This is a genomic window from Nocardia sp. N2S4-5 (assembly GCF_044628355.1).
In the GTDB taxonomy this organism is placed as follows: domain Bacteria; phylum Actinomycetota; class Actinomycetes; order Mycobacteriales; family Mycobacteriaceae; genus Nocardia; species Nocardia wallacei_B.
Map to the genome: position 1 here is coordinate 1,557,324 of NZ_JBIUPM010000001.1, position 20,769 is coordinate 1,578,092.

1 protein-coding gene is annotated in these 20,769 nt (G+C 69.6%); it reads right to left on the minus strand.

Annotation, left to right across the window (positions count from 1 at the left end):
* Positions 1-129: 129 nt before the first annotated feature.
* On the minus strand, positions 130-20,769 hold the full coding sequence (locus ACFMRZ_RS06825) for a non-ribosomal peptide synthase/polyketide synthase (protein WP_400178366.1): 20,640 nt from the start codon (positions 20,767-20,769) through the stop codon (positions 130-132).

The following is a 20,769-nucleotide window of genomic DNA, read 5'->3' on the forward strand; positions in this document are numbered from 1 at the left end:
GACCCAGGGCGAACGCTACGCCGTAGCAACCGTTAGATGAACGTGCGCCGGTCCCGATTTTCGTGCCAAAGGCCTCTTGTTTTCCCGCGATGAACGTGCGCCGACGACCCCAAGCGCCGCCCCCGGCGGTCACAAGAGGTCGTTCAGCAGACGGCCCACCGTGCTCATATTCTCGGGACGGTCGAAATCGCCGTGGGCGCAATGCACTTCGAGCACGCGCACCCGTCCGCCGATGTGCGGGCGCCAGGCTTGTTCGAGGTCGTCCGCGAAATCGGGAAGTGGATCACCGGCGGCGTCCAGTGCGGCGCCGAATATCGTGAGATCACCGTCGTAGCGGGGTGCGACGTAGCCTTCCAGCAATGTGCTGCTGTTGATGAGGACCCGCGCCGCGCGCTGCGCCAGTTCCTGCACGACCGGCGCCTCGAGGTGCTCGCCGAATCTGTCGGCCATCCACTCCCGCAGGCTGGCCAAGGCGTCCTGTTCCGAAACGTCCGGCTGATCGACCGCGGGCACGGGCGGCTTGCTGTCGACGACCCCCAGGAATCCGATCGGCATGCCGCGCTCGGTGAGTCGCTGCGCCAGCGCGTGGGCGACGATGCCGCCGTAGGACCACCCCAGCAGGAAGTACGGTCCCTCTTTCTGCACTGTGCGGATTCGGTCGGCGTAGTCGTCGATCATTTCCTCGAACGAGGTGGCCATCGCCCCGCCGTCGAGCCCGCGGGATTGGACCGCATGGATCGGCCGGTCGGGCAGGTGCGGTCCGAGTTGCTGATAGAACCAGCCGAGACCACCGCCGGGCGGCAGGCACCACAGCGGTTCCCGGGTCCCGGAGTCCTTCAGCACCAGCACCGGGTCGAAATCCGTGCCGAATTCCGTGCCGTCCTCGAGCCGGGCCGCCAATCGGGCGACCGTCGGCGCGTCGAATATCAATCGGACCGGCACATTCGCCCCCAGTGTCACCCGAATCCGGCTGGTGAGGCGGGTCGCCAGCAGGGAATGCCCGCCCAGCGCGAAGAAGTCGTCGTCGATGCCGACCCGGTCGATGCCCAGGATCTCGGCGAACAACCCGGCCAGCACCCGCTCTCGCTCGGTGCCCGGCGGCCGATATTCGTTCGCGGAGGCGAATTCGGGGTCCGGCAGCGCCTTGCGGTCCGGTTTTCCGCTCGCGGTCAGTGGCAGCGACTCGATCACCATGACTACCGCGGGCACCATGAATTCGGGGAGGCGCTCGCCTGCCCACCGGCGCACGTCGGCGGCCAGCAGACCGGCGCGCGGATTGTTGGCGTAGGCGGTGAGATCGTCACCCACCGCGTCCGGCGGCAGGTATATATCCGTCAGAGGCCGGTCTTCGGTGGTCGCGATGTCGAGGAAGATCGCGTCCATCCGGCCCTTGTCGGCCGACCAGGTCACCGCCGTGCGGTAGCCGAACCGCTGTCCCAGCGCGTGCAGATCCTCCGGCAGCAGTGCCGTATCCGCCCGCCGGCCGTCGTCGAGGACACCTTCGAAATCGACGGCGAGGGTTCCGGCGGGGATGACGGGCAGGCCATCCCCGATGCTGCGTGTCGCGCCGACCTGGTCGATCAAGCCGATATGCGGAATACCGGTGACACGAATTCCGCCGGACCGCGGCGCCTCCAGGAGCGTGCGCAACCGATCACGGTCGCGGAATTCGATGGTCGGCAGGTCGGCCACCGAGAGCCGGGCCGTGGCCGATTTGCGCAGGACCACATCGTAGCGATACCGGGTCAGCTCGTTGACCGCGTAGCCGCGCTGGAGCTGGATATCGACGGCGTCGAAACCGGTTGCGGCGCGGCACAATCCCACGAAGTATTCCGGCGCCAGCAACAGTTCCTGTTCGGCCGCGATATCCCGGCGCACCCGGGCGCCGACCGCCGCGGGATCGGTGTCGCCGGTGCGCGCGAGTTGCACCGCGGTGGCGAACTCCGCCAGCAACGCCGCATTGCGCACGTCGCCGAGGAAGACCGCGCCGCCAGGGGCCAGCAGTCTTTCCAGGCGTTCGAGGACCGTGCGGAGATAACCCTCGCCGGGGAAATACTGGATCACCGAGTTCAGCACCACGGTGTCGAAGTAGCCTTCGGGCAGGCCATCGGTATCGTCGGCGGCCCGCACGCTCGGGATGACGCGGTCACCCCATTCGACTCCCAGCGCGTCCAGCTGACTCCGGAGCGTGGCTATGGTGGGCGCGGAAAAGTCTGTCGCCCAATACTCTTCGCATTCGGGCGCGAGCTGCGACAGTATCAGGCCCGAACCCACACCTATCTCCAGCACGCGGCGTGGCGCCAGCTCACGAATGCGTTCGACGGTGGCCATCCGCCATTCGCGCATCTGCTCGGACGGAATCGGCTCCCCGGTGAAGCTGCTGTTCCACCCACCGAAATCCGCGCCGAACGCCGGGCCGTCGCCGGCGTCCTCGGCGCCCGCGTACAGGTCGTCGTACACCTGCCGCCACTGCCCGACCAGTTCGTCCTGCCCGACCATCGGCCCGGATCTGTCGGCGACCACGTAGCCGACCAGCTGTTTGTCGCCGAGGCCGGTTTCCCGCGCCACCACCACGGCCTGCGAGACCGAAGGATGTTGTGCGAGCGCGTTTTCCACTTCGCCGACCTCGACCCGGAAACCGCGAATCTTCACCTGATCGTCGGCCCGGCCGACGAATTCCAGCTCGCCCGCGGCATTCCAGCGCACCACATCACCCGTGCGATACAACCGGCCGCCCGATCCGAACGGATCCGCCACGAACCGCGCGGCCGTGGCCCCGGCCCGATCGTGGTATCCGCGGGCCAATTGCGCGCCCGCCACATACAATTCACCGGCCACCCCGACCGGGACCGGCGCCAGCCCCGAATCCAGCACGTACACACGGACATTCCCGATCGGGCGGCCGATCGGAACGGCTCCGTCGATGGCTTTCCGCCAGTCGTACCGGGTGACGTACACGGTCGTCTCGGTGGGGCCGTAACCGTTCGCGACCCGGATATCCGGGTATGCGTCGGTCAGCTCGCGCACCATACGCGCCGTCAATTCGGCTCCGCCGGACAGAATTCGGCTCAGCGTCCGCAGCGGATTGCCCGACCGCGTCCCGACATGGTCCAGCAGCGCCGCCAGCAAGGGCGGTGTCGCGAACATCGCCGTTACCGCGCGGGCCTCGACCAACCGCGCGATCTCCGCCGGATCCGAGCGCTGCTCACCCGCGATCACCAGCGCGCCGCCACTGCACAGCGCGGGCCAGATCTCATATGCCGAGGCATCGAACGCCACCGACGAGTGCACCAGGATCCGATCCTCGGGACTCCCGGGCCGCGCCGCCTGCGCTACGAAGCTCGCCACATTGCGATGCGTCACCTCGACGCCTTTGGGAACGCCGGTCGAGCCGGAGGTGTAGATCAAGTACGCCAGATTCTCCGGCCGCACCGCTACGGCCCGGCCGCGAGCCGCGCCGTCGGCAGCGCCCGGCGCGTCGCTATGCAGGCGCGCCAAGCCGTTGTCGGGCAACATGTTTCCGGTCACGGAGTCGGTCACGATGAGCACGGGACGGGCGTCGGCGAGGATGAACGCCAGCCGCTCCGAGGGATAGGCCGGATCTATCGGCAGGTATCCGCCGCCGGCCTTCAGCACGGCCAGCATCGCCGTGAGCAGATCCACCGACCGCGGCAAGGCCACCGCGACCACGGTGTCCGGGCCGACGCCCCGCGATGTCAAGATCCGCGCGAGCCGATCGGCGCGGCGATCGAGTTCGCCGTAGGTCACCTCGTCGTCGCCGTGGATCACCGCGAGCGCGGTAGGGGTGCGGGCGGCCTGGGCCTCGAACAAGCCGATCAGGGTGGCCTCCGCGGCGGCCGGGGCGGTGGTGTCGTTCCACTGCCGCAACACCAGCTCGCGCTCGTCGTCGCGGAGCACATCGATCGCCCCGACCGGCGTTTCCGGATGCGACGCCAACTGCCGCAGGAGCCGCAGCAGCCGCTCCACCATCGCCTCGACCGTCGATCGGTCGAACAACTCGGTCGCGTACTCGACGAAACCGCTCCACGGGTGACCGGCCGGGGCGTCGGCGATATTGAAGAACAGGTCGAATCGCGCGGTCGAGATGGTCGTCGGATAGGGCCGGAGCTCGACGTCCGGCAGGGCGACCGTCGGCAGGGCGTTGTTCTGAAAGGCCAGTGTCACCTGGAACAGCGGGTGACGCGCCGCCGAGCGGGCCGGGTTGAGCAATTCGACGAGCAGTTCGAACGGCGCGTCCTGGTTCTCGTACGCGGCCAATGCCTTTGCCCGGACCTGGCCCAGGATCTCGGTGAACGCCGCCGCCGCGGAGACCCGCGCGCGCAGCACCCAGGTATTGACGAAGAATCCCACCAGGTCCGCGACCGCCTCGTCGGTGCGCCCGGCGATCGGCGAGCCGATCGGAATGTCCTCTCCCGCACCGAGTTTGGACAGCAGGACGACCAGGGCCGATTGGAGCGCCATCGACACCGTCGCCCCTTCGCGGGCGGCCAGCCGTTCCACCGCCGCTCTGGTCCGCGCGTCGATGTCGAACGTGACCAGATCCCCGCGATAGGACGCCACGCGCGGCCGCGGCCGGTCGGTCGGTAGCGGCAACTCCTCCGGCATGCCGTCGAGTTCGCGCCGCCAATACTCGAATTGCCGGGAGACGATGCTGTCGGGGTCGGTGGTCGAGCCCAGCCAATCCTGTTGCCACAGGGTGTAGTCCACGTACTGCACCGGCAACGGCTCCCACCCCGGGGCCTGATCGTGCAGCCGTGCCGTATAGGCGACGGCCAGATCGTGCAGCAGTGGCGTCATCGACCAGCCGTCACCGGCGATATGGTGAATCACCAGTACCAGCACGCTCTCGCCGGGACCGGATCGTAAGACGGTCGCGCGGATCGGAATCTCGGCCGACAGATCGAACCGGTACCCGAGCGCCGAGGTCACGGCCGCGTCCAGCGCACCGGAATCCACCTCCGCAACCCGCACCGGCAGTTCGAGATCCGCGACGTCCAGCACCCGCTGCGAAGGCACACCGTCCACCTCGGCGAAGACCGTCCGCAGACTCTCGTGCCGCGCGACGATGTCGCCCACCGCCGCCTCGAACGCCACGGGATCGAACACGCCCCGCAGCCGAGCGGCCAACGGAATGTTGTACGTAGCCGAGGGACCCTCCAACCGGTGCACGAACCAGAGCCGCCGCTGCGCGAACGACAACGGAACGATGTCCGGCCGCTCCCGCACCGACATTGCCGGGCGCACCTGCGCGTGCACATCCAGCCGAGTTGCCAACTGCGCCACCGTCGGAGCGTCGAACACCGTCCGGATCGACACCTCGACGCCCAGGACCGCCCGGATTCGACTCACCAGGCGAGTCGCCAGCAGCGAGTGCCCGCCCAGTTCGAAGAAACTGTCGTCCACACCCACCCGAGCGAGGCCCAGCACCTCCGCGAACAACTCCGCCAGTACCCGCTCGCGCTCGCCCCCGGGGGCTCGATAGCGTGCCGAGGAGGCGAGTTCCGGCTGTGGCAGCGCCGCGCGGTCCAGCTTGCCGTTCACGGTCAGCGGCACCGAGTCGATCACCGTGACCACGGTCGGCACCATGAATTCCGGCAGCCGGTCGGCCACCCATCGACGCACATCTCCGCCGTCGAGCACGCGGCCGTCGCCCACCACGTACGCGATCAGTTGTTTGCCGGCGGAACCGGTATCGCGGGCTGTCACGACGGCCTGCGACACCGAAGGATGCTGTGCCAGTGCGGCTTCCACCTCGCCCGGCTCGACCCGGAAACCTCGGATCTTCACCTGATCGTCGGCCCGGCCGACGAACTCCAACTCTCCTATCGCGTTCCACCGCACCACATCACCCGTGCGATACAACCGAGCACCCGCATCGAACGGATCGGCCACGAACCGCGCAGCCGTCAGAGCGGCCTGGCCCAGGTACCCGCGCGCCAATTGCGCACCGGCCACATACAATTCACCGGCCACACCCACCGGAACCGGCAGCAACCACGAATCCAGCACGTACGCACGGACATTCGTCAACGGGCGCCCGATCGGCACCGCTGTGCCCGCGACGGATTCCGAGGCCTCGAACGACCGGCGGACGGCGAAAGTCGTGGTCTCGGTCGGCCCGTACACATGCACGACGCGCGTCCCGGAAGACCTCCGCACCGCCCGCCGGAACACCTCCGGCGGCATGTCCTCGCCACCGGTCCACACCTCGCGAAGCCCGGCGAGCGCCTCGGGGTGGTCGTCGGCGAGTACTTCGAACAGGCGGGTGGTGAAGAATGCCGCCGTGACCGCCTGCGTGGTCAGCACACGGGTCAGGGCCGCGATATCGGCGTGCTCCGCCGGCGCGACGACCACCCGGCCGCCGCGGAGCAGCGGCACCCAGATCTCGTAGGTGGAGGCGTCGAAGGCCACCGAGGAATGCATCAGCACGCTGTCGTGCGCATCGCCCCGCCACCCGGGTGCGGCCGCGAATGCCGACACGTTCCGGTGGGTGACCGCGACGCCTTTGGGCACACCCGTGGAGCCGGACGTGTAGATCAGATATGCCAGGTTCTGCGGCCGCACCGTGACGACTCGATCGTCGCCGGAGCCCTGTTCGGCGTCCACGGCGTCGAGCCACAGCCGGGGAATCGGATTGTCGGGCAGCACATTCGCGCTGACCCGATCGGTGACGACGACCACCGGGTCGGCATCGGCGAGGACGAACGCCAGCCGATCGGACGGGTAGGCCGGATCGATGGGCAGATATCCGCCACCGGCCTTCAGCACGCCCAGCAGCGCCACGATCAATTCCGCCGATCTCGGCAACGCCACGGCGACCACGGCGTCCGCACGCACCCCGTGCGCGGTCAGGGCGCGGGCGAGAAGCTCGGCGCGACTGTCGAGTTCGCGATATGTCACCTCGACGTCACCACACACGACGGCCACCGCGTCCGGCGTCGCCGCGACCTGTTCCCGGAACCGCGCGACGACGGTGCCGCCGGGAAGCTCGGCGCTCGTCTCGTTCCATCGGCGCAGCACCGCTTCTCGTTCGCCGGCGCCGAGCACATTGATCGACCGCAACGCGGCGTACGGGTCCGCCGCCAGCTGTTCGAAGATCCGCACCAGCCTGCGCGCCATCGCCTCGACCGTGGGCCGATCGAACACGGTGGTGCGGTATTCCAGATGCAGGCGCACGTCCGGGACGGCGGTGGCGACCAGCGTGACCGCGTAGTGCGAGGGCGTATCGGAGCGCACACCGGTGAGGGCGATGCCGCTGTCGGCGGCGCCGCTGCCGATCCCGTCCTGGTCGATGGGATAGGACTCGAATCCGATGAGCGTGTCGAACAGGACGGGCAACCCCACGCCCTGATGTATCTCGCTCAATCCGACATGATGATGGTCCAGCAGGGCCGCCTGCCGGGCCTGCAGATCGTTCAGCACAGCGGCGAAGGTGTCGCGCGGATCGAATCGCATCCGCACGGGCACGGTGTTGATGAACAATCCGACCATCGAATCCACGCCCGGTATCGCGGGCGGCCGTCCCGAGACGGTCGCTCCCGCGATGACATCGCGGCGACCGGTCGACACCGCCAGCAGCATCCCCCACGCCGCCTGGACGACGGTGTTCACCGTGACCCCGAGCGCCTTGGCCCGGCGGCCCAGCGCCGAGACCGTCTCGGCGGTCACTTCCACCTCGACCCGGTCGACATCGGCTGCCTCCGAAGGCGCTGCGCCACCGGGCTTTCCGAGACTGTCGGCGAGCAGTGTGGGTTCCCGGACACCCTCCAGCTCCCGCATCCATGCCTGTAGGCCCGCGTCGCGGTCCTGTCGGTGCAGCCACGTCAGGAATTCCCGGTAGTCCGGCGCGGCGGGCAGGCGGTGGGCGTCGCCACCGGAACCGTAGAGCCGCAACAGGTCCCGGATCAGCAGGGGCAGCGACCAGCCGTCCAGCAGGACGTGATGGGCGGTAAACACGAGTTCGGATCGCTGCTCGGCCGTCCGCACCAATGTCAGCCGCAGCAGCGGCGGGGTCGTCACATCGAAACGGGCGCTACGATCCTCGTCCAGCAATGTCCGCAGCGCCGCCGCCCGTCCGGCCTCGTCCAGGTCGCGCAGATCCACTGCGTTCCAAGGCAATTCGACACCGTCGACGACCACCTCAACCGGTGCGCCGTGGGAGTCGGCCGCGAAACCCACCCGCAGTGTCGGATACCGGTCGAGCAGGCCCTGACCCGCCGCCCGCAGCCGGGCCGGATCGACCTGCCCGGCCAGGCCGAAAACCACCTGCATGTGATAGGCGTCGAAGCCGGTGTCCGCCAGCCCGTGATGGAACAGCAGCCCCGACTGCATCGAGGTCGGCGACCACACGTCCACCAGTCCCGGATAGCGTCGCTCCAGGAGTTCGATCTCGGCCTGCTCCAATTCCACCAGCGGCAGGTCCGCGGGCGTCAAGCCACCCGCGCCCGGCGTCGCGGCGTGGCGTGCCAATCCCAGTGCCGCGCTTCGCCACAGCGCGGCCAGCTCCCGCACCTCGGATTCCGCCAGCACCCCGGCGGGCGCGGCGAACACCGCCCGCAGCTCCGGACCGGCGTCGGTGTCGATCACCATGGCGCTCATGTCCAGCACCGACATCACCGGCATCGCGGACAACGCGGGGTCCACCGGCGTGATCACCGGTCCGGCGTCGGCCGCGGGCGCCCAGCCCGCTCCCCGCGATCGTTGCGGCAGCAGATCCGCCGAGGTGAACCGGCCGAGGTAGTTGAATCCGATCTGGACGTCCGGAAACTGCCGCAGGACGGCGGCCGTCTCGGGGTTCAGGTACCGCAGCAACCCGTAGCCGATACCTTTGTCCGGCAGTGCCCGCAATTGCTCCTTGATCGCCTTGACCAGGTCGCCCGCGGCGTCGCCGCCCGCGCAGAGTCGATCCCACGCCGTCGCGGCGGCCCGCAGCCGCACCGGGTACATGCTGGTGAACCAGCCGACGGTGTCCGACAGCTCGGCGCCCGCAACGGTATCCTCCTCGCGCCCATGGCCTTCCAGCCGGAGCAGGACAGATTCCTCGGAGACCCCGCGCGCCTGACGCCAGCGCGTGAGTGCCACCGCCAGGGCCGCCAGCAGCCCGTCCTCGACGCCACCGTGGAAGACCGCGGGCAGGGTCGTCACCAGGATCTCGGTCTCGGCCACCGGAATCGGCACCTCGACATGCTGCACGGTGGCCAGGACGTCGACGTCCGGCCGTAGCGGCCGCGCGCCCAGCATCGGATCGGGTCCGTCGAGAACGCCACGCCACCACGAGAGTTCGGCCACCCGACGCGGCTGGACCGACTCGTCGGCCAGTCCGCGCGCCCACCGCCGCATCGATGTCCCCGCGGGGGCGAACACCGGCTGCGCTCCGGCCGCCACCGCTTGCCACGCGGCGGCCAAGTCCGGCAACAGGATTCGCCACGACACACCGTCGACCACCAGGTGATGCGCCACGATCGCCAGCCGGCCCGGCTCTGCCGGACCGGCGTCGAACCACACGAACTGCATCATCACCCCGGCCGCCGGAGCCAACCGGCCGACCGCGGCTTCCAGCTGCGCGGCGATCACGTCCGCACGGGAAGCCTCGGTCACCTCGACGCGATGCAGCCACATCCCGGCATCCACCGAACCGGGCGGTGCGATCTCGAGTCCCGGACCGCGCTCGTCGTCGACCAGCCGCGACCGCAGCGCGTCATGACGATCGAGGACCGCCGTCAGCGTCGCCACCAGGCCCGCTCGGTAGATACCGGCCGGCAGCTCGAGCACCATGGTCTGATTGAAACCGTCGAAACCGGCGCCCAGCTCCCGCACGAACCGTGCCACCGGCAGCAGCGGCATCCAGCCCACTCCGGCGCCCGCCGGTTCCCGCAGCACCGAATCCGTCGCGCGCCCATCGGCCACGGCCACCAAGGCCGCCACCGTCCGGCGTTCGAACACCTCCCGCGTGCTCACCACCACGCCCAGCGCCCGCGCCCGCGACACCACCTGGATGGAACGAATGCTGTCCCCGCCCAATTCGAAGAAGCTGTCGTCGACCCCGACCCGCTCCACTCCCAGCACCTCGGCGAACACCGCGGCCAGCGCCCGCTCCTCGGCGGTGACCGGCGCCCGGTAGCGCGCCGACGGCGCCGCTTCAGGGGCGGGCAGCGCCCTGCGATCCACCTTGCCGTTGGCGGTCAACGGAATCGAGTCGAGCACCATCACGACGGCCGGCACCATGAACTCCGGCAGCCGACGGGAGACGAACTCGCGCAGCCGTGTTCCCTCGAGTCCGGCCACGCCGGGGGCGACGTATCCCACCAGCTGTTTGCCGCCGGTCCCGGTGTCCACCGCGATGACCGCGGCCCGCGATACCGAAGGATGCTGTGCGAGTGCGGCTTCGACCTCGCCCGGCTCGACCCGGAAACCTCGGATCTTCACCTGATCATCGGCCCGACCCACGAACTCCAACTCCCCCACCCCATTCCACCGCACCACATCACCCGTGCGATACAACCGGCCACCCACATCGAACGGATCAGCCACGAACCGACCAGCCGTCAACGCCGCCCGACCGAGATACCCCCGCGCCAACTGCACACCGGCCACATACAACTCACCGGCCACACCCACCGGAACCGGCAGCAACCACGAATCCAGCACGTACACCCGGGTATTGGCCACCGGAGCACCGATCGGCACCGAGCCCTTCGTGCCGTCGGGCACGCTGAACGCCGTCACATCGACGGTCGCCTCGGTCGGACCGTAGAGATTGTCGACCCGGACGCCGCCGCACACCGCTTTCACCGCGGCGACCAATCCCCCGGTCAGCGTGTCCGCGCCGGTATTCACCTGCGTCAGACTCCGGAACGGCTTACGCTCCAACGACTCCGCGTACTCGACCAGCGCCGACAACAGCGGCGGCGTAGCGAACATCTTCGTCACCGACAGGGTCTCGACCAGCCGGGTGATCTCGGCGGGGTCGGACTGTTCCGCGGCCGCCAGCACCAGCGTCGCGCCGCCGCACAACGCGGGCCAGATCTCATACGTGGACGCGTCGAAAGCCACCGACGAATGCGCCAGCACCCGATCCCCCGGCCCCGCAGACCACGCCTGCGCGACCAGATTCACCACGTTACGGTGCGTGATACCAACGCCTTTCGGTACACCCGTCGAACCCGAGGTGTAAATGACATACGCCAGATTCCGCGGCCGCACCGCCGCCGTTCGATCGCGGCCGCCCGCCTCGCCGACTTCGTCCAGATACAGGCGCGGTATCGCGTTGCGCGGCAAGCGGTCCGCCGTCGATCGGTCGGTCACCATCACGACCGGATCGGCGTCGGCGAGTACGAACGCCACCCGATCCGCCGAGTAGGCGGGATCGACCGGTAGGTAGCCGCCACCGGCCCGCACGACCGCCACCAGCGCCACCAGCAGCTCCACGGATCTCCCCAGCGCCACGGCCACGAGCGTGTCGGGTCCCACGCCGCGCGCGACCAGCACTCGCGCCAGCCGGGCCGCCCGGGAATCGAGCTGCTGATACGTCAGCTCCGTATCGCCACAGACGACGGCTACGGCGTCCGGGGTGCGGGCCGCCCGCGCCTCGAACAACCCGAGGAGCGTGGTGTCCCGGACGTCCAGCGCGGTCTCGTTCCACCGCCGCAGCACCAGGTCGCGCTCGTCGCCGAGGAGGTCGATCGAACCCACCGGCACAGTCGCGTTCGAGGCCACCTGCTCGAATATCCGCACCAGCCGCCGCGAGACGGACTCGATCGTGGCGCGATCGAACATATCGGTGCGGTATTCCAGTCGAAGCGTCAGGTCGGGGGCGGCGCCGGCGACGACGGTCAGCGGGTAGTGCGTCGGCGCGGTGGGACGCAGATCGGTGAGGCCGAGTCCGCTGGCGGTGACGGCCGCGTCGATCCCGGTCCAATCGACGGGATAGGACTCGAAGCCGATGAGCGTGTCGAACAGCGTGTGCAGCCCGGTGGCCCGGTGGATATCGCTCAACCCGACATGATGGTGGTCCAGCAGCGCAACCTGCCGGGCCTGCAGATCGGTCAGCACGTCGGCGAGGGTGTCGCCGTGGTCGAACCGCACGCGCACGGGCACGGTATTGATGAACAGGCCGACCATCGAATCGACCCCCGCGATCGCGGGTGGCCGGCCCGAGACCGTCGTCCCGGCCACCACATCGCGGCGGCCCGTCGACGCGGCCAGCAGAATCCCCCACGCCGCCTGCACGACCGTGTTCACCGTGACCCCGAGTTCGACGGCCCGCCTGCCCACCGCCTGCGCGGTCGCCGCGGGCAGGGGCACCTCGACCTGCTCGACCTCCGCGGGCGCGGCGTCGTCGGCGGCGCCGGCGAGCATCGTGGGTTCGTCGAAGCCGTCGAGTTCCGCGGCCCAGGCCCGCAGGCCCGCGCCGGAATCCCATCGGCTCAGCCAGGCCAGGAATTCGCGATAGCCGGGTACCGGCGGCAGGGCCGCGGCGTCACCACCGGAACCGTAGAGGCGCAGCAGATCTCGGATCAGCAGCGGCAGCGACCAGCCGTCCAGCAGCATGTGGTGGGCGGTGAACACCAATTCCGAGCGCCGGTCGGCGGTCAGTACCAACGTCAGTCGCAGCAGGGGCGGCGTCGCCACGTCGAATTGCGTGTGCCGGTCCTCGGCCAGGAGCGCATCCAGCGCCGCGGCACCCTCCGCCTCGTCGCAGTCCCGCAAATCCACCACACGCCAAGGCAATTCGACCGGGTGGACGACGACCTGTACCGGAACACCGGCGGCGTCCTCGGCGAATCCGACCCGCAGGTTCGGATACCGGTCGAGCAATCCCTGACCGGCCGCGCGCATCCGGGCCGGGTCCACCGTTCCGGTCAGGCCGAACACCACCTGCATGTGGTAGAAGTCCGGCCCCTTGCCCGCCAGCGCGCGATGGAACAGCAACCCCGACTGCATGGCGGTCAGCGGCCAGACCTCCACCAGCCCCGGATAGCGCCGCTCCAAGTGTTCGATCTCGTTCTGCGCCAGCTCCACCAGCGGCAGATCGGACGGCGTCAGGCCACCCGCGCCCGAGCCGACGGCGTGCCGGGCCAGCCCGAGCGCCGCGGCCCGCCAGAGCCCGGCCAATTCCTCGGCCGCCGCCGTGTCCACGACTCCGGCCGGAGTCGCGAACACCGCTCGCAGGACCGGACCTTCGTCGGTGTCGACGATCATGGTGGTGACGTCGACGACCGCCAGCGCGGGCATCGCCGCGTCCGGGGCCGCCACCGATCCGGAATCGCCCTGCGCGGGAGTCCATCCGGCGCCCCGCAGTCGTTGCGGGAGCAGGTCCGTCGAGGTCAACCGGCCCAGGTGATTGAACCCGAGCTGTCCCGCCGAGTACGGCCGCAGTGCCGCGGCGGTCTCGGGATTCAGGTAGCGCAGCAACCCGTAGCCGATGCCCTTGCCCGGAATAGCGCGCAACTGCTCCTTGACCGACTTGATCGAGGCGCCCGCCGCCGGACCACCGGCGCAGAACTCCTCCCACGCCGCCGCGTTCGCACGCAACCGGACCGGGAACACACTGGTGAACCAGCCGACGGTGTTCGACAGGTCGGCGCCCGGCACGGTCTCCTCCTCGCGCCCGTGCCCCTCGAGCCGGATCAGCACCGATTCCTCGGCTACTCCCCGAGCCCGGCGCCAGCGCGTCACCGCCGCCGCCAGGGCCGCCAGCAGACCGTCCGCCACGCCGCCGTGGAAGACCGACGGCAGTGTGGTCGACAGCGCCTCGGTCTCCACGACGGGAAGCTCGACGACCGTATGGCGCACGGTGGCCATGACGTCGACCCGCGGATCCAGCGGCCGCGTGCCCAGCATCGGGTCGGGTCCGTCGAGAATTGAACGCCAGCACGGCAATTGCTCGGTCAGCTCCGGCGCGGACGCCTGTTCGGCCAGTCCGTGCGCCCAGTGCCGCAGCGAGGTGCCCGTGGGCATGAGGTCCGGCGGCGTTCCGGCGGACACGGCCTGCCACGCGGAGACCAGGTCCGGCAACAGGATTCGCCACGAGACGCCGTCGACCACCAGGTGGTGCGCGATGATCGCCAGTCGGCCCGCGCGCGCCGGACCGGCGTCGAACCACACGAACTGCATCATCACCCCGGCCGCCGGGGCCAACCGGCCGACCGCGTCCGCCAAGTGTCCGGCGGTCACCTCCGCGGGTTCGGGTTCGGCCGCCTCGACGCGATGCAGCCACATCCCGGCATCCACCGAACCGGGCGGTGCGATCTCGAGTCCAAGGCCGCGCTCGTCATCGACCAGCCGCGACCGCAAGGCATCGTGATGGTCGAGCACGGCCGTGAGCGTCGCCTCCAGACCCGCCCGGTCGATGCCCACCGGCAGATCCAGCGTCATGGACTGATGGAAACCGTCGAAACGGCCGCCCAGCTCGCGCACGAACCGCGCCACCGGCAGCAAGGGCAGCCAGCCCACCGCGCCGAGGGCCGACTCGTCCGCCACCGCGCTCGCGGGTTCGGTCGCCACCGCCGCCAACGCCGACACGGTCCGGCATTCGAACACCTGCCGCGGACCGACTTCGACGCCCAGTGCGCGCGCCCGGGACACCACTTGGATGGAACGAATACTGTCCCCGCCCAATTCGAAGAAATCGTCGTCCGCCCCGACCCGATCCCGCCCGAGCACCTCGGCGAACACGGTGGCGAGGATTCGCTCCTGCGGCGTGCGCGGCGCCCGATGCGGCGTCGTGGAGGTGAACTCCGGTTCCGGCAGCGCGGCGCGGTCGAGCTTTCCGCCGGTGGTCAGCGGCATCGACTCGACCACCATCACCACCGCGGGCACCATGAACTCCGGCAGGCGCCCGGCCACGAATTCGCGCACCTCCGCGCCGTCGACCGTGCCGCCACCGGCGCTCACGTACGCGATCAGCTGCTTGGCGCCGGTCTCGGTGGCGTGCGCCGTCACCGCCGCCTGCGAAACCGAAGGATGTTGTGCGAGTGCGTCTTCCACCTCGCCGGGTTCGACCCGGAACCCGCGGATCTTGACCTGGTCGTCGGCGCGGCCGACGAACTCCAGCATCCCGTCGCTGTTCCAGCGCACCACATCCCCGGTGCGGTACAGCCGCCCGCCCGCCGCGTCGAACGGGTCCGCCACGAATCGCGCCGCGGTGAGCGCTGCCCGGCCCCGGTAACCTCGTGACACCTGCGTACCGGCCACATACAACTCGCCGGGTACCCGCACCGGCACCGGCCGCAACCGCGAATCCAGCACGTAGACACGCGTATTGGCCACGGGGACACCGATCGGCACGGCGCCCGCCACGCCGTCGGGCACCACCGACGCGGTGACGTTCACCGTCGCCTCGGTCGGCCCGTAGAGATTGTCGATCCGGATCTCCCCCCACCCCTCCCGCAGGGTCCGCACCAGCGCCGCGGACAGGACGTCGGCACCGGTGTTCACCTGTCGCAGAGCCCGGAAAGGGTTGCCCGGCAATGTCTTCGCGTAGTCCAGCAACGCCGACAGCAGTGGTGGTGTGGCGAACATCTTCGTCACCGGCCCGGTGTCGGCCAACCGGCTGATCTCGGCCGGGTCCGAGCGCTGCGCACCCGCGAGCACCATCGCCGCGCCGCCGCACAGGGCCGGCCAGATCTCATAGGTCGAGGCGTCGAATGCCACCGAGGAATGCGCCAGGACCCGGTCCGCGGTATCGGTGTCCCAGGCCTGAGCGATCAGGTTCACGACGTTGCGGTGCGTGACCTCGACACCTTTCGGGCGGCCCGTCGAACCGGAGGTGTAGATCAGGTACGCCAGTTGCTGCGGCCGCACCGCCGGGAGCCGGTCGCGCCGGGCCGCACCGGCGTCGATGGTGTCGAGACGCAGCCGCGGTATGTCGTTGTCCGGCAGCGTTTCTCCGGTGACGGTGTCGGTCACGACGACCGCGGGCGCGGCGTCGGCCAGGACGAAACCCAGCCGATCCGACGGATATGCCGGGTCGACGGGCAGATATCCGCCACCGGCCTTCAGCACGCCCAGCAATGCCACGATGAGGTCCGCGGTGCGCGGCAATGCCACCGCGACAACGGCCTCCGGGCCGACGCCGTGCGATATCAGCGCATCGGCGAGCGCGTCGGCCCGGACATCCAGCTCGCGGTAGGTCAGCTCGGCGTCCGTACCGACGACCGCGACCGCGTCCGGGGTCCGGGCGGCCTGCGCCCGGAACAACTCGACCACGGTGGTGTCGGCGACCGGCACCGCGGTGTCGTTCCACCGCCGCAGAATCAGTTCCCGCTCACCGGCGTCGAGCACCTCGACGGATCCGACGGGCACGCCGGGCTCCCCGGCCACCTGCCGCAGCAGTCGCACCAGACGCCCGGCGATGGCCTCGACCGTCCGCCGATCGAACAGGTCGGTGGCGAATTCGACGAGCCCGCCCCAGTCGTGTCCCGCCGGGGCGTCGGCGATGGTGAACAGCAGGTCGAACCGCGCGGTGCCGGTGAAGGCGGCGTAGGGCTCGATGCCGACTCCCGGAAGTTCCAGCCTGGGCAGCGTGTTGTTCTGGAACGCCAGCATGACCTGGAACAGCGGATGATGGGCCGCCGAACGCGCCGGGTTGAGCAATTCGACCAGCAGCTCGAACGGGATGTCCTGATTCTCGTACGCCGCCAAGGCCTTTGCCCGGACCTGCCCCAGCAGCTCGGCGAACGACGCGGCCGGGTCCACGCGGGCCCGCAGCACCCAGGTGTTGACGAAGAATCCCACCAGCTCCGTCAGCGCCTCATCGGTGCGACCGGCGATCGGGGAACCGATCGGAATGTCTTCTCCCGCACCGAGTTCGAACAGCAGTACCGCCAGGGCCGACTGCAACACCATCGACACCGTCGCGCCCTCGCGTGCGGCCAGGCGCTCCACCGCGGCGCGCGTGTCGGCATCGATGCCGAAACCCACGACGTTCCCGCGGTATCCGGCCGTGCGGGGCCGGGGCCGATCGGTGGGCAACCGCAGATGCTCGGGCATACCGTCCAGCTCGTGACGCCAATACTCGAACTGCCGCGACAACACGCTGTCCGGATCGTCCGCCGATCCCAGCAGCTCCCGTTGCCACAGCGTGTAATCCACATACTGCACCGGCAACGGCTCCCACCGGGGCGCGGTCCCCCGGCTGCGCGCCGTGTACGCGACCGACAGATCCCGCAGCAACGTCGCCGCCGACCAGCCGTCACCCGCGATGTGGTGCAACAGCAGCACCAGTACGCGGTCACTGGCGCTACGAAAGACAGTGGTGCGCAAGGGTATTTCCGACGACAGATCGAATTCGTAGCGCACCGCGGCGGTCACGTCCGCCGCCAGTTCGGCGGCGGTCGTCTCGGTCACCGTGAGCGGCGGCCGGATCCGGTCGGCGGCCTGGACCCGCTGTGCGGGCACGCCGTCGATCTCGGCGAATATCGTGCGCAGGCTTTCGTGCCGCGTCACGACGTCCCCGATCGCCGCCTCGAGCGCCGGGATATCCAGTTCGCCCGTCAACCGCGCCGTCACCGGGATGTTGTAGGTGGCGGACGGCCCTTCCAGCCAGTGGATGAACCACAGTCGTCGTTGCGCGAACGACAGCGGGACGGGCTCGGGGCGCTGCCGGACCGTCAACGAGGGACGTACCTGGAGGTCGGCGTCCAATCGGTGCGCGAGCCGTGCGACGGTGGGTGCGTCGAACACCGTCCGGATCGGCACCTCGATGCCCAGTGCCGCCCGGATCCGGCTCACCAGCCGGGTAGCCAGCAGCGAGTGCCCGCCCAGGGCGAAGAAGCTGTCGTCCGCACCGACCCGATCGACCCCGAGAATCTCCGCGAACAGTCCGGCCAGCACCCGCTCACGTTCGGTGCCCGGAGCCCGGTATTCCACCGCGGACGTGATCTCCGGGACGGGCAGGGCGTCGCGATCGACCTTCCCGTTGAGGGTCAACGGAATGGACTCGATCACCGTCACCGCGGCCGGGACCATGAAATCCGGTAGTTGCCCGGCGAGGAACTCGCGCACCGCGGTCCCGTCGAGTTCGCCGGGCTCGGCTCGGTCCGCGACCACATAGGCGATCAGCCGCTTGTCGCCGGAATCGGTGTCGCGCGTCATCACCAAGGCCTGCGACACCGAAGGGTGCCGTGCCAGAGCGGCTTCCACCTCGCCCGGTTCGACCCGGAAACCACGAATCTTCACCTGATCATCGGCCCGGCCGACGAACTCCAACTCCCCCACCGCATTCCACCGCACCACATCACCCGTGCGATACAACCGGCCACCCACATCGAACGGATCAGCCACGAACCGACCAGCCGTCAACGCCGCCCGACCAAGATACCCCCGCGCCAACTGCGCACCGGCCACATACAACTCACCGGCCACACCCACCGGAACCGGCAGCAACCACGAATCCAGCACGAACACACGCATATTCGCCACCGGGGCGCCGATCGGCACCGTCACATCGACACTGTCCGGCACGACCGAGGACGTCACATCGACCGTCGCCTCGGTCGGGCCGTACAGATTGTCGATCCGCACACCGGGGCACATGTCCCGCACCGCATGGACCAGCCCGGCTCCGAGGGTGTCGGCGCCGGTATTCACCTGCACCACACTCCGGAAGGCGTTGTCCGGCAGTGACTCCGCGTGCTCGACCAGCGCCGTCAGCAGCGGGGGCGTCGCGAACATCTTCGTCACCGACCGAGTCTCGGCCAGTCGTGTGATCTCGGCCGGGTCCGAACGCCGCTCGGTCGCCAGCACCACGGTCGCGCCGCCGCACAACGCGGGCCAGATCTCGTACGTGGACGCGTCGAAGGCCACCGACGAATGCGCCAGCACCCGATCCCCCGGCCCCGCAGACCACGCCTGCGCGACCAGATTCACCACGTTACGGTGCGTGATACCAACGCCTTTCGGGACACCCGTCGAACCCGAGGTGTACATCACGTAGGCCAGTTGCCGCGGCCGCACATCGATGGCGAGATCGGGCGCGTCCTGCGCGGCCACGTCGACGGACTCGAGGTACAGCGCCGCCACGGTGGCGGGCACCGCGGACGCCGTCCCGGAATCGGTCACGATGAGGACCGGCCCGGCGTCGGCGAGGATGAATGCCAGCCGTTCGGAGGGATAGGCGGGATCGATCGGCAGATACGCGGCACCGGCCCGCAGCACCGCCAGCAACGCCACGATCAGCTCCGCGGACCGCGGCAAGGCCACCGCGACGACATCGTCCGGCCGCACGCCGCGTGCGATCAGGTCTCGCGCCAGCCGGGCCGACCGCACATCCAGTTCCCGATACGAGAGCGCGGCGTCACCGCAGAGCACGGCGGCCGCCTCGGGTGTGCGCGAGATCTGTGCCCGCACCAGCCCGGTCAGCGTGGCCTCCGGGACCTCGGCGGCGGTCTCGTTCCATCGGCGCAGGACGAGTTCGCGTTCCGCGGTATCGAGGACCTCGACCGCACCCACCGCGACGTCCGGACGTGCCGCCGCCTGTCGCAGCACCCGCACCAGCCGTGCGGCCATCGCCTCGACGGTGGTCCGGTCGAACAGGTCCGTCGAGTACTCGACATGGACGTTCCAGCCGCCGGTCGCGGACGCGTCACCGATATTGAATACGAGATCGAATTGCGAGGTCGTCGCGGCCAGGGGGTACGGCTCCATGACGAGCCCCGGCAGCTCCAGCGCGGGCGCGGCATTGTTCTGGAAGCTCAGCAGGACCTGTACCAGCGGGTGATAGGCCGTGGAGCGGACCGGGTTGAGCAGTTCGACCAGCAGTTCGAACGGGATGTCCTGATTCTCGTAGGCGGCCAGCGCCTTCGCCTTGACCTGGCCGAGAATGTCGGTGAATTTCGCCGCCGGGTCCACGCGGGCCCGCAGCACCCAGGTGTTGACGAAGAATCCCACCAGCTCGGTCAGGGCCTCGTCCGTGCGGCCCGCGATCGGGGAACCGATCGGAACGTCTTCCCCCGCACCGAGTTTGAACAACAGCACGGCCAAGGCCGACTGCAACACCATCGACACCGACGCGCCCTCGCGGGCCGCCAACCGCTCCACCGCGGCGCGGAGATCCGCCTCGATCTCGATGACCGTGACGTCCCCGCGCGAGCCCGCCGTGCGCGGCCGGGGCCGATCGGTGGGCAACCGCAAGTGTTCGGGCACACCCTCCAGCTCGCGACGCCAATACTCGAACTGCCGCGACACCACACTGTCCGGATCATCCGCCGACCCCAGCAACTCCCGCTGCCACAGCGTGTAATCCACATACTGCACCGGCAGCGGCTCCCACTCCGGCGCACTTCCCCGGCTGCGCGCTCCGTACGCGACCGACAGGTCCCGCAGCAGCGGCGCCATCGACCAGCCGTCACCCGCGATGTGGTGGATCAGCAGCAGCACGACGTATTCGCCCGCGCCGCAACGCAACACGGTGACCCGTAGCGGGATCTCGGTCGCCAGATCGAACGGATGCCGCGCGGCCTCGGCGACCGCCGCGTCCACCTCGCCGACGGGCACGTCGGCGATCGCGATCGGCACCTCGACGCCGCCGGAGTCGAGCACCTGCTGGGCGGGCACGCCGTCGACCTCGACGAAGATGGTACGCAGGCTCTCGTGCCGGGTCACGACGTCGCCGACCGCGGCGGCGAAGGCCGACTCGTCCAATTCGCCTCGCAGTCGGACCGCCACCGGCATGTTGTAGGTGGCGGAGGGACCGTCCAGCCGGTCGATGAACCACAGCCGGCGCTGCGCGAACGACAACGGGATCAT

Coding starts and splice junctions, on each gene's coding strand:
- ACFMRZ_RS06825 (WP_400178366.1), bottom strand. CDS start 20,769: ATGATCCCGTTGTCGTTCGCGCAGCGCCGGCTGTGGTTCATCGACCGG.